The 13655-nt window shown below is 39.3% G+C and carries 9 protein-coding genes; 1 reads left to right on the top strand and 8 read right to left on the bottom strand.

Features of this window, described 5'->3' with window-relative positions; all coding sequences use genetic code 11:
• Window positions 1–4: 4 nt before the first annotated feature.
• Window positions 5–4945, bottom strand: a complete 4941-nt coding sequence (locus ACOMC3_RS08100) for a 2-oxoacid:acceptor oxidoreductase family protein (protein WP_420319033.1) — start codon at window positions 4943–4945, stop codon at window positions 5–7.
• A 10-nt stretch (window positions 4946–4955) separates the two neighbouring features.
• Window positions 4956–5321 carry a HEPN domain-containing protein gene (locus tag ACOMC3_RS08105; protein WP_420319034.1) on the bottom strand — a complete coding sequence of 122 codons (366 nt, stop codon included), beginning with the start codon at window positions 5319–5321 and terminating at the stop codon, window positions 4956–4958.
• Between the two features lie 181 nt (window positions 5322–5502).
• Here ACOMC3_RS08105 and ACOMC3_RS08110 point away from each other — a divergent pair, with 181 nt between their 5' ends.
• Window positions 5503–7509, top strand: coding sequence for a tetratricopeptide repeat-containing sensor histidine kinase (locus tag ACOMC3_RS08110; RefSeq protein WP_420319035.1), 2007 nt, complete (start codon window positions 5503–5505; stop codon window positions 7507–7509).
• A gap of 35 nt (window positions 7510–7544) precedes the next feature.
• Here ACOMC3_RS08110 and ACOMC3_RS08115 read toward each other — a convergent pair whose 3' ends face one another.
• Genes ACOMC3_RS08115 through ACOMC3_RS08140 form a run of 6 tightly spaced genes read right to left on the bottom strand, consistent with a single transcriptional unit; the run spans window position 7545 to window position 13650 of the window.
• Entirely contained in the window at window positions 7545–7967 is a 423-nt protein-coding gene (locus ACOMC3_RS08115; protein ID WP_420319036.1) for a DUF6691 family protein, read from the bottom strand.
• Window positions 7968–7977: 10 nt separating this feature from the next.
• A complete protein-coding gene (locus tag ACOMC3_RS08120) occupies window positions 7978–8538 on the bottom strand; it encodes a YeeE/YedE family protein (RefSeq protein ID WP_420319037.1) in 561 nt (186 codons plus the stop codon).
• A gap of 28 nt (window positions 8539–8566) precedes the next feature.
• Complete coding sequence (locus tag ACOMC3_RS08125) at window positions 8567–9976, bottom strand: MBL fold metallo-hydrolase (protein WP_420319038.1); 1410 nt, start codon at window positions 9974–9976, stop codon at window positions 8567–8569.
• 60 nt (window positions 9977–10036) lie between these two features.
• Window positions 10037–11764, bottom strand: coding sequence for a SulP family inorganic anion transporter (locus ACOMC3_RS08130; RefSeq protein ID WP_420319039.1), 1728 nt, complete (start codon window positions 11762–11764; stop codon window positions 10037–10039).
• A gap of 44 nt (window positions 11765–11808) precedes the next feature.
• Complete coding sequence (locus tag ACOMC3_RS08135; RefSeq protein ID WP_420319040.1) at window positions 11809–12447, bottom strand: Crp/Fnr family transcriptional regulator; 639 nt, start codon at window positions 12445–12447, stop codon at window positions 11809–11811.
• A 60-nt stretch (window positions 12448–12507) separates the two neighbouring features.
• Window positions 12508–13650, bottom strand: coding sequence for a tetratricopeptide repeat protein (locus ACOMC3_RS08140; RefSeq protein ID WP_420319041.1), 1143 nt, complete (start codon window positions 13648–13650; stop codon window positions 12508–12510).
• Window positions 13651–13655: the final 5 nt, after the last annotated feature.

Here is a 13655-nt window from a genome sequence, read left to right on the forward strand (position 1 = left end):
TGGTTCAGTTATATTTTTCTCCTCTTTTTATCCATTTATCAATGTCTTTTTCACTTTTATCAGTGGGTAATCCTGGATGTATGACCTGTGTGGTGCATTTTTCTGCGGCTTTAACAATATCTGAATAGGCCCCTGCTGAAGGGTCTTTTATGTATGCCTTTTTGTCTTCATTGTAAGCAAATATTTGAGCGTTAATATTGATGCATTCATCACAGGAGGAACAATCTTCCGTTTCGATCCAGGGAGCCATATACCCATCACTTGTAATAGCCTTAGAGGTTTCTCCTTCTACAGCTTCTTCATGTTTGGACTCTTTTGGCTCTGCTTCTGAAGTACTTGGTAATGGCGTAAGATCAATGCTGATATCACCATTTTCTCCACTGGCTATTTTCATTAGCTTTTGTGCCATCTTTTGCACGACCTCAGCTCGAATCTTGCTTTCTAGATCAACCTGCTTGTCCGGCTGCTTGTCCACTCGAGCCAGATCACGAAGCATGATCCAGAAATCGCGACGCTCTTCGCAGGATTCTACGATAGGTTTAGCTACTAACACCCTGGTTAGATGCTGCTTCTTATCAACAGCCCAGATAAATGGGAACTTACCTTCTCGTTCTTCATCATTCATTTCAAGAAACTCGCTGAGCAAAACCATATGTTCATTCCAGGTTTCTCTTGGTGCATTTCGGAAATGCTTTCTAAAACGTGCCTCTGTGATCGCAAAGTCAGCAAAGGTCATCGGAATTTCCATTTTCTTTTGAATGCCGTTTTCCAGGTAGCTCAACTGATAGGTGGGCCACAAGTCGTCAATGGCAGGATTGCCTGCCAGGTCAAACGCTTCATGCGCTTTGACCCCCTCACCCGGGTTGTACTTGAACACCGGATAGGCCCGTGATTCTACCGCCAGTTTTGCCTGATTCATTCCCATATCATCACCTACTCCATGTTCAGGTTGACACGTAGTATATAGGTTGAATACTGCAGGTCGCTTTGTCATCAGACCATCAATGAATCCCTCGATCATGTGGCTGGTGTTGGCCAAAGTGCCTTGCATGACGTAGGTACTTCGATGCGCCATGGCAATCAATCCAATTTCTTTTCTTGGCTCTGACTTACCTTTCCAGACTTTGCCATATTGCGCCATATCCGAAACCTGCCCGATGAATCCAGAAGTACATGCTTGACCTCCTGTGTTGGAATAAACCTGCGTATCCACGATAATTACCTTTATAGGCGTTCCGGATGCCATCATTCTGGACAGGTTTTGAAACCCGATATCATACATAGCACCATCACCACCCAGCACAACCACTGGTGGGCAGAGTTGCCATTCCTCTTCTGTAAATTGGTTCCAGTTAAAGTAAGTAAAGAACTCATTGTGCTCACTTGGACGGTAATTACCTTCAAGCTCCAATTCTGCTTTTCGAATGGCTTTGAATCCATCAGCCATTTTAACCATGTGACCTTCAAAAATGCCCATGGCTAGAGAAGCTGAATCCTGGAATAAGTGATTAGCCCATGGGAAAGGATAGGGATTAAATGGGTAGGTGCTACCCCATACGGAGGTACATCCTGTCGCGTTTGTCATACCCATAGAGGTCCGCCCTTTTCCAGTCGTTCCTTCCGTGTATTTCCACTTTAATCGTTTAAGCTCGGAAAGTAACTGTGTGACATCTTCCAGCCAGTCCTGATCAATCGGCTCGCTACCTTTCTCCGCTTCCAATTTTTTAGTGATCCCTGAGATTGTCAGGTCTGAGTCATGTGATTCCTTTAAAATTTTGGATAATGCATCCGTGTCACCAATATTGACCGTACCAATAAGCTTATCCTGAATGTGCTTTTCAAGCTTTTGTATTAAATCCTCTAAGTGAGCTACATGTTTTTTAACGCGTGGCTGCATCAACGATTCTACTGTTGCCATGAACAAGTGGACGACTGATTTTTCAGAGCAACCCAGACAAGCTCCATCGCCGCTCGTAAAACTGAGGTAGGCATCTTTATTGAGCAAAATGGTTTCAAGTGCGCCTATTTTTTCTTCCAGATCATCAATGCGTTTGTATTTTTCCGGTGTGGTTGGAAGGTCCATCCATAGGTCCCAATCCTTCCTCAGTTTTGCGATAGATCCTTCCGTTTGAATAACAGGTCTTAAAGCATCATCATCACAAACGGCGACACATTCCATGCAGCCTTTACAGGTATTCGGATTCACTGTGATGCTTAGTAGTCCACCACTATTTGGAGTCTTTTTCTCATGTAGATCATAGTAAGGACGAGACAGTGCAAACTGAAAATCCCCCAGCTCATCTTTGAACCAACTCAGCTCTTGTTTAAGGGTATCATCCTCGCTTGAATCAATGGTTTGAGCAATGACGTCCTTGATAATATTATTGACAGTGGCACCATTTTTAGTTGCATTGAAACGTGAACGAACTTCTCCTTCGAGTTTCCTTACAGCCCTAGGCAGCTCCTGTAGTTTACCATTGGTTTTTTTAACTCTTTTTACAATCGTATCCAGAACTTCCGAAAGTTCATTCACTAGTCCCGGAATCGCTGTATCCGGACATATGGTATAGCAATTTCCACACGCCGTACAATTATTAGGTATCCATTCCGGATGCTCAAAACGGATACCAGTCATATCTCTGAAGACTGCAGATGCTGCTGGCATCACACTCAATCCTATAAAAGGGTCGGTGATGTTATCATTCCCCATTCCTCTGGCATAAAAATTACCCGTTTGCTCCCAGAAACGATGGATATCACTCAGCTTGGATTTGCTCTGTGGAATGTTATTCATCATGACCGGAAGTGGTAACTCCGTTTGTCCGTTTGACTTGTGATCGGCCTGTTTCAGAACTTTTTCGGTGATCTCTGTTACCTCCGTAAATCCCCTTTTGACCACTCTCATATTGTCGTCTACTACCCGTTGGCCTTTAGAACCAAACTTGTGCTGGAGCTGATCTTCTATGGCCTTAAGAAGCTGTTTATCATTCAATCCAGCTGTTTTCATTAAGGGAGACGCAGCAAAGAAGGCTCCTTGAAAAGCAATGCCTTGCATTCGGAGTTGTAATTCAGTATCCGTTGCTTCCTCTCTCGCTATTTTGAATCCATCGATGTAATGAATATGGATGTCATCATCGATGATGATTTTTTGATATCGTTTAGGAATTTCTTCCCATACTTCTTCCGGACTGTTTTTATCGCTTTGAATAATAAAGCAGCCACCTTTTTTCAAGCCTGCCAGTGCATTCGTGTGCTTGAAAACATTTGGATCAGGTGATAAAACCACATCTACGAAAAAGTATTCACAGTTGATTCGTATAGGTTCTGGTGCAGCAGAGAGATAATAAGTCGTGGGTTGACCCTTTTTCTCTGAGCCATATTTAGGATTGGCCTTGATGTCATATCCAAGCAAGTCAAATAGTGTCATTGCCAGGTTTTTGCCAGTGGTAATGGCTCCCCATCCTCCAATGGAATGAAAACGCACCGTTGTAGCCCCCTTGGGCATCAGGTTCGGATTCTCAGAACCTCTAACAGCAAGCTCCTTTACCTTAGGATAGGCATCCAAAATTTCTTCTTGATGTGCCCTCTGTTTTGGGGTAAATGGATTCTCACGTATGAAATCAATCGAGAGATAAAACTGCTTTTTGTGTTTTCCATCAGGTAGCATGTTTTCTACCGCCCCGATAATTCCTTCAGCTTGTAAATCGCGGCTACCCAGACCAAAAGATCCAGAATAAATCGCGGGTGCTTCTTTATGCTGATAACTTTCAATCTCTGGATATGGATGGTTTTTTTTATGTTGACCGTTTTCAAGACACTTAGCAACCGTAGCTCTTAACTCACGCGCCAATGGAAGATCTTCTGCTAATGGCTGATCCAAACGCTCAAGTACAACTACTCCTTTTTTCCCTTTAATGATTTTTGAAAGTAAGTCAGAAGGGAACGGTCTGAACATGACCAGATTTACCACCCCCACTTTTAGTTTCCGTGTTGATCTCAGGTAATCGGCAACTACTTCAGCACTTGGAATGACACTGCCTTGTCCTAATATGAGGTAATCAGCATCATCTGCCTTATATGTCATCACCCGCTCATACGTTCTACCGGTAAGCTCAGCATACTCTTTAAAGGCTTGATCTGTTAGCTCCTGAATGTGGTCAAAAAAGAAGGGTCGTTGTGCAGCCACACTCTGCATGTAAGAGTCTTGATTTTGAACGATTCCAGCCATTACCGGATTATCAACATCCCATATTTCCGGGATTCTTCTCCGTGTATCTCCATAAATCATTTGCTGAGATGGAGTAGGCGTTTTGATGATATCATCTGGTCTACCCAAAAATTCTTTGATTAATTCACGCCCTGGTATTTTCAAGCTTTCAATTAAATGTGTGGTTAAAAAACCATCTTGAGCAACGATTCCGGGTGTTAGTGCGAGTTCAGCTATTTTATGCGCTAGTATGTTTAAGTCCGCTACATGCTGAGCATTTTTGGCAAATAATTGAAAAAAACCGGTATCGTCTACTGCATGATAATCATCATGTCCTGCATGAACATTTAAGGTTGATTTGGTCATGGCTCGTGCACCAATGTTTAGCACATAGGTCAATCGTTTTCCTACAGCAGCATATAAACTTTCATGCATGTAAGCGATCCCTTGACCCGAACTAAAATTTGCCGCTCGCTGACCCGTCATAGATAAACCTGCTGTAACAGCGGCAGCAGCATGTTCGCCTTCCGGTTCAATGAAGATTAGTGGTCGGTCAGAAATATTGAGGTGACCGCTTGCTGCAGCCTCAGCCCAATATTCTCCCATTTGTGTGGAGGGAGTGATTGGATATGCACCTGCTGCATCCGAGGATTCACGCTCACACATGATCGCAGCAGTGTTTCCATCTAAAGCAGCTCGTATTCCCGGATATTTAGGAGTTGATTTTTTAGTACCCATGGTTGTAATTTTAATTGGTGATTTTTGTCACCAGTTCTTTGGTTTTCTCAGCCATCTTGAAGAAGTCATTAGCAGTATCCATATTCATCCAGACATCTTCTGTGTCAGTTGGATGATAGAATGGAGCGAGGTGCAATTCTTCGAATACGGGGTTAACTTCTCTACAGAATGATAGAAGCTCTTCTACCGTATGTGACTTGGGTATCTCCCTTCCATTGCGCATCAGATAGGCACTCAAGTAATTAATAATAGCGCTGTGGGAGTTTTTGCAAACACTGTAAGGAACAACATCCTCTTCCGGTTTGCAAAGTCCATTTTGTGCATTATTTAGATGACTATCCGCAATTTCTAATGTGGCATTAATTTTAGAATCCATATGCTTGTATTTGCTATCGTCTCCAACGAAGCTACAAGTCACACTTTTGATTAATTATGAGAAATATCAATGATATGGTTGATTTATCACTTATGGTTGTCGAATGATCATCTTGATCAGTTATCTCTTATTACTCTTACTCCCTCTTTTACCTTAAATTAGTAAGGAGTGAGTGCTCTGGATGAATCAATACCTTAGGATAGTATGTCTACTCTTTCCGTTGATTGGCTTTAGCCAGACAGAAAATTTGGATAGTTTACTTTCCAATCTGCCTAAAACCATTAATGAAGAGCATATTCCACTACTCCATGATGTTATAAAAGCTTCGTGGACGTCAGCACCTGATACCGCTTTAAAGTATGGGCGAATGGCCATTGATCTCTCAATTGCCAATGAGAATCTTAAGTCTTTATCTACCTCCTATCGATTGTTAGGAGGAGTTTACAACTATATGAGCTTGATTGACTCTGGGCGTTATTATAAGTCCAAAGCATTGGAAATGGCCATTGAGCTAGGTGACTCACTGTTGGTTGCCTCTTCATTTAACAATCTTGGAGTCACTGCTCAGACAATTGGAAACTATGTTGAAGCCTTAAGTTATTATTATTTGGCTTATAACACAGGCAAGGAAATACCTGAATTCGCTGGTTTACCAATAGTCATGGCTAATATTTCAGAAGTTTATTATGATCTACAAGAATATGATAGTGCAATCTATTATGCGCGAAATGCAATCGACCTCAACCAGACTAATTTAAATTCTTCAAGACATCTGCTAATACTCAATGCCCTTGCAAGGGCTGAACTGGCTAAAGGCAACTACCAAAATGCGAGGAGTTTGTATGAAAAAATTTTAGATATAAGTGAAATCATTGGAGAGAAACGGTATGCAGCCTACGCTAATCAAGGGCTTGGTAAGATGTATGTGCAAAATAAAAGTATTTATCCTGCTAAAAAGCAATTATTTAAAGCGCTGAAACTTTTTCAGGAGTTGGATGATAACAGCTACATCTCAGAGATATATAGTGATTTAAGTCAGTTAATGATTGAAAATGATCCAGATTCCTCATTTTATTATGCGCATAGAAGTATAGTCTTAGCTGAAAAACTAGAATTGCGTGATATCATATTGAATAATTACAATAATCTGATTGAGTTATTTGCTCAAAATAATAGCATTGATAGCCTTCAGCATTATCTAAAACTCTATCAAAAGAAAGACGAAAATATTCGTAAGATCAATAATTTAAACAGCATTCAAGGTATGCTTGCAAAAATCAGGGATGAAGAGATGAAAAGTCGACTTGCAGTCCAAACATTGGCATTGGAACAAAAGACACTTCAAACAAATTTTCTGATAGCGCTAGCGGTGATTACTTTAATATTCGCAGTTTTTTTTCTTCGACTATATAGTAAGCAGAAACGACTAGGGAATTATTTGAAGCAAATCAATCAACAAGTAAGCACTCAAAATGAGTTGATTGATAAGAAAAATACCGAGTTAAAGGCGCTAAACAATGAAAAAAATGATCTGATTCAGATTGTTGCTCATGACCTTAAAAATCCACTTTCAAACATCATCAGTGCTGTGGAAATGGCTCGAGAGGACTCTGCGAATAGCAGAGATACGGCACATGAAATAATAGATGGTAGTGCTAGAAGACTCTCTGATATGATCACTAAAATATTAGACGTGGAGTCAATCGAGAAGGGCTTATCAAATCTAAAACTAAAGCCAGTCAATCTGACAGAACTAGTAAGCAAATTATGCACAGATTTTCAAAATCAAGCGAAGGATAAAAAGATCTATATTAACTGCAGCATTGATAGCGGAGTTTTTGCAATAGCCGAGGAAACGTATTTATATCAAGTCATGGAGAATTTAATGTCTAATGCCATTAAGTTTTCGCCTCCAGAAAGAAGTATTTATGTTAACCTGAGATCTGATGAAAAATTTGCTAGAATTGAAGTTAAAGATGAGGGTCCTGGTATTTCAGAAAAAGAACAGAAGCATTTGTTTCAGATGTATCAAAAATTAAGTGCAAAACCAACAGGTAATGAGCATAGTAGTGGTGTGGGCTTGTCAGTTGTGAAAAAGTTTGTGGATGCGATGAATGGAAAAATTTGGTGTAAGAGTTCCCTTGGTGCAGGGACAAGTTTTTATGCCCAATTTAGTCTGTTTAAATAGTGTGTAATTCCTCCATTCACTAAACATTACCCATATTAGTGAGGTAGTTTATGTTTTATTATACCGTACGTATACGTTCCAAGTATTGCAGCTAAAATACTTATAATAATTACGGTTATCCCGTTACCAAAGAGGATGAACAATGGACCTGGACATGCGCCTGTAAGTGCCCATCCAATCCCAAAAATTATTCCTCCTATTAAATATCTATTAACACCTCTTGCCTTTGGCTCGATCTCAATTGGAGTTCCATCAATACTTTTGATTTGGTTGCGTTTTATTAGCTGAATGATAAATATCCCAAAAAGAATGGCCGAACCAATGATCCCATACATATGAAAAGATTGAAAACGGAACATCTCATAGATACGATACCAGGAAATCACTTCAGATTTTGTTAGTGTAATTCCAAATACGATTCCCAACATAAGGAATTTTATAAATCTTAAGAGTATCATTCTTTATTGGTTAAAAAGTAAAAAGAAAGGGTGTTATTAAATAGGTCACAAACAGTCCTCCTATGAAGAATCCTACAACAGCAATAAGTGATGGCTTTTGTAAGTCGCTCAGACCGCTGATAGCATGTCCGGATGTGCAACCACCTGCATAACGTGCTCCAAATCCGACAAAAAATCCACCTAAAACAATCATAATTAAACCTCTGAATGTCAGTAAGTTATTCCAGCTGAATACTTCAGCAGGTAAAAGTGTAGATCCTGGATTTTGAATGCCGAGTTGTTGTAATTCTAATACTGTTTCTTTTGAGATATTGACTTGTTCAGTGTCAAGAAAGAGAACAGAAATTGCTCCTCCAATAATTAGACCCAGGACAAAAATTAAATTCCACATCTGAGCTCTCCAGTTAAAGTCAAAAAACTCACAATGTTTCCCTGCTCCCATTATTGCACACATGCTTCTAAGGTTGCTACTCAGACCAAATCTCTTCCCGCTAAGCAGGAGACTAAACATGATAAATGCAATGAGTGGTCCTGCCACATACCAGGGCCATGGTTGGCTTAAAAATTCCATCCATTAATAGATTTAAAGTTTTATTGAATTATTTCAGTGTTGTTGGACAAACAAAGTTACTAGTAGGAATACTTGTTTCTTTGATATCTTTATATCCACCAGCCACATCCACAAGGTTGTGATAGCCTCTGGATTTTAATATTGATGATGCAATGACGGATCGATAACCGCCCGCACAATGAATATGATATTTCTTATCAATATCGATTTGATCCATTTGCTCACTGATATAATCAAGCGGAATATTTTCGGCATCTTCGATATGCTCAGCTTCGAACTCACTTGGTTTTCTCACATCCATTACGTGAATTTCTCCGCTATTGTACCTGCTCTCAAATTCTGCAGCTGAAATAGATTCAAGTGTTTGAGTTTCTTTATTCTCTGCAATCCAAGCTTGCATTCCTCCTTTTAAATACCCTAATGTATTGTCATAGCCAACACGGGATAGTCGAGTCACCACCTCTTCTTCCCTGCCCTCATCGGCAAGAAAAATAATTGGTTGCTGTAAATCAGGAATCAAAGCACCAACCCAAGGTGCAAAACTTCCATCTATTCCAATGAATATTGAATTTGGTATGTGTCCTTTTATGAATTTTTCTTGATGTCTTGTGTCTAAAACTAGCGCGCCTTCATGATTGGCCATTGCTTCAAATGTCTCGACATCCAAGGGAACATTTCCTTTAGCTAATACTTTGTCCAATCCTACTGCACCGGATTTATTCATGGCAACATTTTGTGCAAAGTACTGAGGTGGTGGTAGTAGTCCGTCCGTAACTTCCTTAATAAATTCCTCCTTTGTCATATCAGACCTGAGCGCATAATTAGTTTTCTTTTGATTACCCAACAGGTCAAAAGTTTCCTTACTCATATTTTTACCACATGCTGATCCTGCACCATGTGCCGGGTATACGATGACACTGTCTGGTAAGGTCATTATTTTATTTCTTAGGCTTTCGTAAAGCATACCGGCTAAATCATCTTGTGTCAGATCACCTTTTTGAGCGAGATCAGGTCTACCTACGTCACCAATAAATAGCGTGTCTCCGCTAAAGATTGCATGTTCGTTTCCTGACTCATCAATTAAAAGGTAGGTGGTACTCTCAAGGGTATGTCCGGGCGTATGAAGCACCTTGATTTTGATTTTACCCAGTTCAAAAATCTCTCCATCCTTTGCTTCATGAAAATTATAATTGGCTGTGGCTCCAGGACCATAGACAATTGTTCCACCAGATTTATTTGCAAGATCGACGTGTCCAGATACAAAGTCCGCATGGAAATGCGTTTCAAATATGTATTTGATGTTAGCTCCTTCTTTTTCAGCCTTCCTTAAGTAGGGTGCTGATTCTCTCAAAGGATCGATAATGGCAGCTTCGCCTTCACTCTCAATAAAATACGCCCCTTGAGCCAAGCAACCTGTATATATCTGTTCTATGTTCATTCTTGTTCAGTATTTTTTTACAAAAGTACAATGCAATGATGGTCTGTTTTGTAACAATTGTTACGTTTTAATATTCGATTGAAGCGTTACCTTCTTATAAGGATCTTTTGCATTGGTAAGTGCATTCTCTAGTGCTTCGTTAAGACTTAGAAAGAGATTCTTTTTACCAATGATTTTTGTAAGGCCTGTTTGCTTCATCGTATCTCTTACAGGACCTATAATGTCACAAATAACAAGCCTTACCCCTTTTTCATTCAATGCATTAAGAATATCATGAAGTCCCTCTGCGGCGGTTGCATCCATATGACTGACAGGCCCTGCATCTATAATAATTTCTTTGATATGATCTTCCTCTCGTATCAATTTACTTATATAATCATTAATCTCTTGAATGTTTATAAAGCTCAGAGGTGCATCAATTCTAATTATAGCCAATTCAGCCCATGTTTCTAAATCTTCAAATCGAGTTATGTTTCTAAACTCATGATGCCCCCTAATCCTTCCTAGCCGAGCGATGTGAGGATATGCAGATCGATATAGAAATAACAGAATGGAAAGAATAATGCCACTTACAATGCCAATAACCATTCCAATATTAAGGGTAATGAGGAATGTAACAGTCAAGACTACAAATTCTTTAGGACTTTCCAGAAATAACTTTTTAGCATATTGGAAATCGAATAGTTTGCTAACTGCCACCATAATAATTGAAGCAAGAATGGCATGAGGTAAGTAATAAAATAGCGGAGTAAGAAATAATAATGTAAGTGCTACCAAACCAGCACTGACTATTGAAGCTAGTGGTGTATTTGCTCCTGCCTGTTGATTAACAGCAGTTCTGGAGAATCCACCTGTTACAGGATACGCTTGAAAAAATGACCCCACAATATTAGCAGCTCCAAGGCCTATCAGTTCTTGATTTGGAATGACTCTATGATCTCTCTTTTTGGCTTCCATGGCCTTAGCTACAGAAAATGCTTCCATAAAAGCTACCACAGAAATAGTAAAAGCAAGAGGGAGCACTTCATTAAATTTACCTAAAGAAAAGTCAGGCATTTGAAATGCAGGTAAGCCGTTTGGGATGCTTTGCACAATACTCACTCCCTGCTGATCAAGATTGAATAAATAAACGATTGTCGTTCCAGCTATCACCGCCACTAATGCACTTGGAATATTTTGATGGATTTGTTTTAATGATTTAATCATAATTATTCCCGCAATTCCTATTATTAGGGTAATAAAATGTGTCTGATCCAGTTTTTCTGTAGCATTAATAATTACCTCATAGAATCGATTGCTTTTTGGAATTTCTGTTCCCAACAAATATTTCAACTGATTAAATGCAATAATGAGCGCTGCAGCCGATGTAAATCCACTAATTACTGGCTTAGATAGAAGATTTGTGATGAACCCAAGTCTTGCTATCCCAAGAAGAAACTGGAAGAGTCCCATAAAAAATGCGAGAAGTATCGCAAAAGCTATGTACGTATCAGTTCCTTCAACCGCGAGCACAGATACTCCAGCGGCAACTAACAAAGAGTCCATCGCAACAGGTGCTACAGACAACTGCCTGGAAGTACCTAAAAGTGCATATATAATCTGGGGAACAATCGATGCATAGAGACCATAAACGGGTGGTAAACCAGCGATTAATGCATAGGCCATCCCTTGAGGGATGAGCATAATACCAACGGTAATTCCTGCAAAAATATCTCCGTTTAAATCAGCCTTTTTATAGGCGGGCAACCAGGAGAGTATGGGAACGAATCGTTGAATCGTTTTATTCATTTGCCAAAAGTATCAGATATCAAGATAGCACGATGTAACCATTGTTACAGAATGTCTATTCTATTCCTGTATTGCTTGATTTTTTCCTCTTGTTCAAGTTTTTTGAGCAATCTGGAAACAACGACTCGCGACGTTCCCAACTCATTTGCTATTTCCTTATGAGTTTTTTGTATTTCAAAATTACCAGTCGCTTGTTTAGTGTCTAAAAGGTATTTGAAAAGACGTTCCTCCATATTGAAAAATACCATGCTATCGATTGTATCTAGTAACTCATCAAATCGTGTTTGATAGGACCTGAAGACAAATGCTCTAAAAGAAGGATATTTAGTGATCCAACTATTCAATAATTCATTTGGAACAAACCAAATTTTAGAATTCTCTTCTGCTATAACTTTAATAGAAGCATTTCTTTTTTCAAGACAGCATGTTATGGACATGGCACAGGTTTCTCCCTGCTCTAAGTAGTATAGAAGTACTTCCCTGTCATCAGATTCTTTTCGATACACTTTTAGGAGACCTTCCATAACAAATGGGATGTATCCATCCATGGAAGTTTGATCCAATATGACTTGACCGCTTTCGTAAGATTTTGAAAATCCTATTTCATAAATCTCCTGGATCAGCTCTACTTCAAGTGAAAGTTTTGAAAGCGAATTTGCAAGTTGTTGCATCAATTCTGCCATGGAGCTCTATTAACAAAAAAGCCGATCAAATGATCGGCTTTAATCAAGTGTCAAAATGAGTTAGTTTTTAATCGCATCTAATTCATCTTGAATTTTATCTGCCTTATCGTTCATTTTAAGGCTAAGATAAATATAAGAAAGTGTCTCTAACACTGTTTGATCTGTGCTATTGAGTGAATATAGCTTTTCCCAAGTTGGTAGAGCATCCTTCAGCTTCACTTCAATCTTAGCCGTCAATTCTTTTATTTTCTTATCTTCTTTATAGCTAAGAGCATTTCTTTCTTTAATCAATTCATTCGCTTGATTAAAAATGTATACGCCTTTATTGAAATTCGAATTATAATGTTCCGAGTCAATTGCTATGGCATTGTCATAACTCTCTATCGCTCCTTTCTTATCTCCAAGCTCATCCTTAAGAACACCAAGGCTAAAGTGTAGGTCAGCATTTTGAGGATCATTCTCGATGGCAGTTAAAAGCTCTGATTTAGCTTCTTCAGTTCTGTCAAGTTCGATTAAGAGACTTATTTCATACTTCGCAAAGTCTGGGTCATTAGGGATCGCTTCTTTTCCTTGCTGCATAATTGCAAGTGCATCCTCAAATCTTTCTTCTTTCACTGCGTAGTTATATAGTTGAAGGAATAAGCTTTTATCACGAACTCCTGCTTCATAGGATTTTTTAAAGTTCTCTTCAGCTTTTTTATCTAAACCAGCTGAAGATGCTGCATATGCTGCGTTAAGAATGGCATTCGTATCAGCCGGGTTGATGTAATATGCTGTCTCGAAATTTTCTGCAGCAGCCTCAAAAGCTTCCTCGTTATATCTGTTGATTGCTTCATTGTAGTAATAAGCATAATAACCCTGTCGTTTTGAATCTATATTTTCAATACCGGTGGTACCAAATGTTGTGATACTTTTTTGCTCCGGATCAAGTTCAAGTGCTTTATCAAACGCCTTAAGAGATTCCTCAAGAGCTCCAGGTTCATTGTTAGCTGTATCTAATGCGGCATAAATCTGACCTCTGTAATACCATGTCTTGGCATCATCCTTTGTCTTTTCATGCTCGATAGCTGCATCAATAATAGCCTTTGCTTCACTCAACTCTCCGCTTTCCAACGCAGAGAGTGCCTGATTGATTTTAGGCTTTTTCTGCGAGTATCCTACCACGCAAATAGCCGCTAAAAGAATGGTTAAAAATGTTCTCATTACTT

The organism is Ekhidna sp. (assembly GCF_965212185.1).
Classification (GTDB): Bacteria; Bacteroidota; Bacteroidia; order Cytophagales; family Cyclobacteriaceae; genus Ekhidna.

Bases quoted from the DNA above. Each gene is read 5' to 3' on its own strand.
- ACOMC3_RS08100 (WP_420319033.1), bottom strand. From the start codon at position 4,945: ATGGGTACTAAAAAATCAACTCCTAAATATCCGGGAATACGAGCTGCT.
- ACOMC3_RS08105 (WP_420319034.1), bottom strand. From the start codon at position 5,321: ATGGATTCTAAAATTAATGCCACATTAGAAATTGCGGATAGTCATCTA.
- ACOMC3_RS08110 (WP_420319035.1), top strand. From the start codon at position 5,503: ATGAATCAATACCTTAGGATAGTATGTCTACTCTTTCCGTTGATTGGC.
- ACOMC3_RS08115 (WP_420319036.1), bottom strand. From the start codon at position 7,967: ATGATACTCTTAAGATTTATAAAATTCCTTATGTTGGGAATCGTATTT.
- ACOMC3_RS08120 (WP_420319037.1), bottom strand. From the start codon at position 8,538: ATGGAATTTTTAAGCCAACCATGGCCCTGGTATGTGGCAGGACCACTC.
- ACOMC3_RS08125 (WP_420319038.1), bottom strand. From the start codon at position 9,976: ATGAACATAGAACAGATATATACAGGTTGCTTGGCTCAAGGGGCGTAT.
- ACOMC3_RS08130 (WP_420319039.1), bottom strand. From the start codon at position 11,764: ATGAATAAAACGATTCAACGATTCGTTCCCATACTCTCCTGGTTGCCC.
- ACOMC3_RS08135 (WP_420319040.1), bottom strand. From the start codon at position 12,447: ATGGCAGAATTGATGCAACAACTTGCAAATTCGCTTTCAAAACTTTCA.
- ACOMC3_RS08140 (WP_420319041.1), bottom strand. From the start codon at position 13,650: ATGAGAACATTTTTAACCATTCTTTTAGCGGCTATTTGCGTGGTAGGA.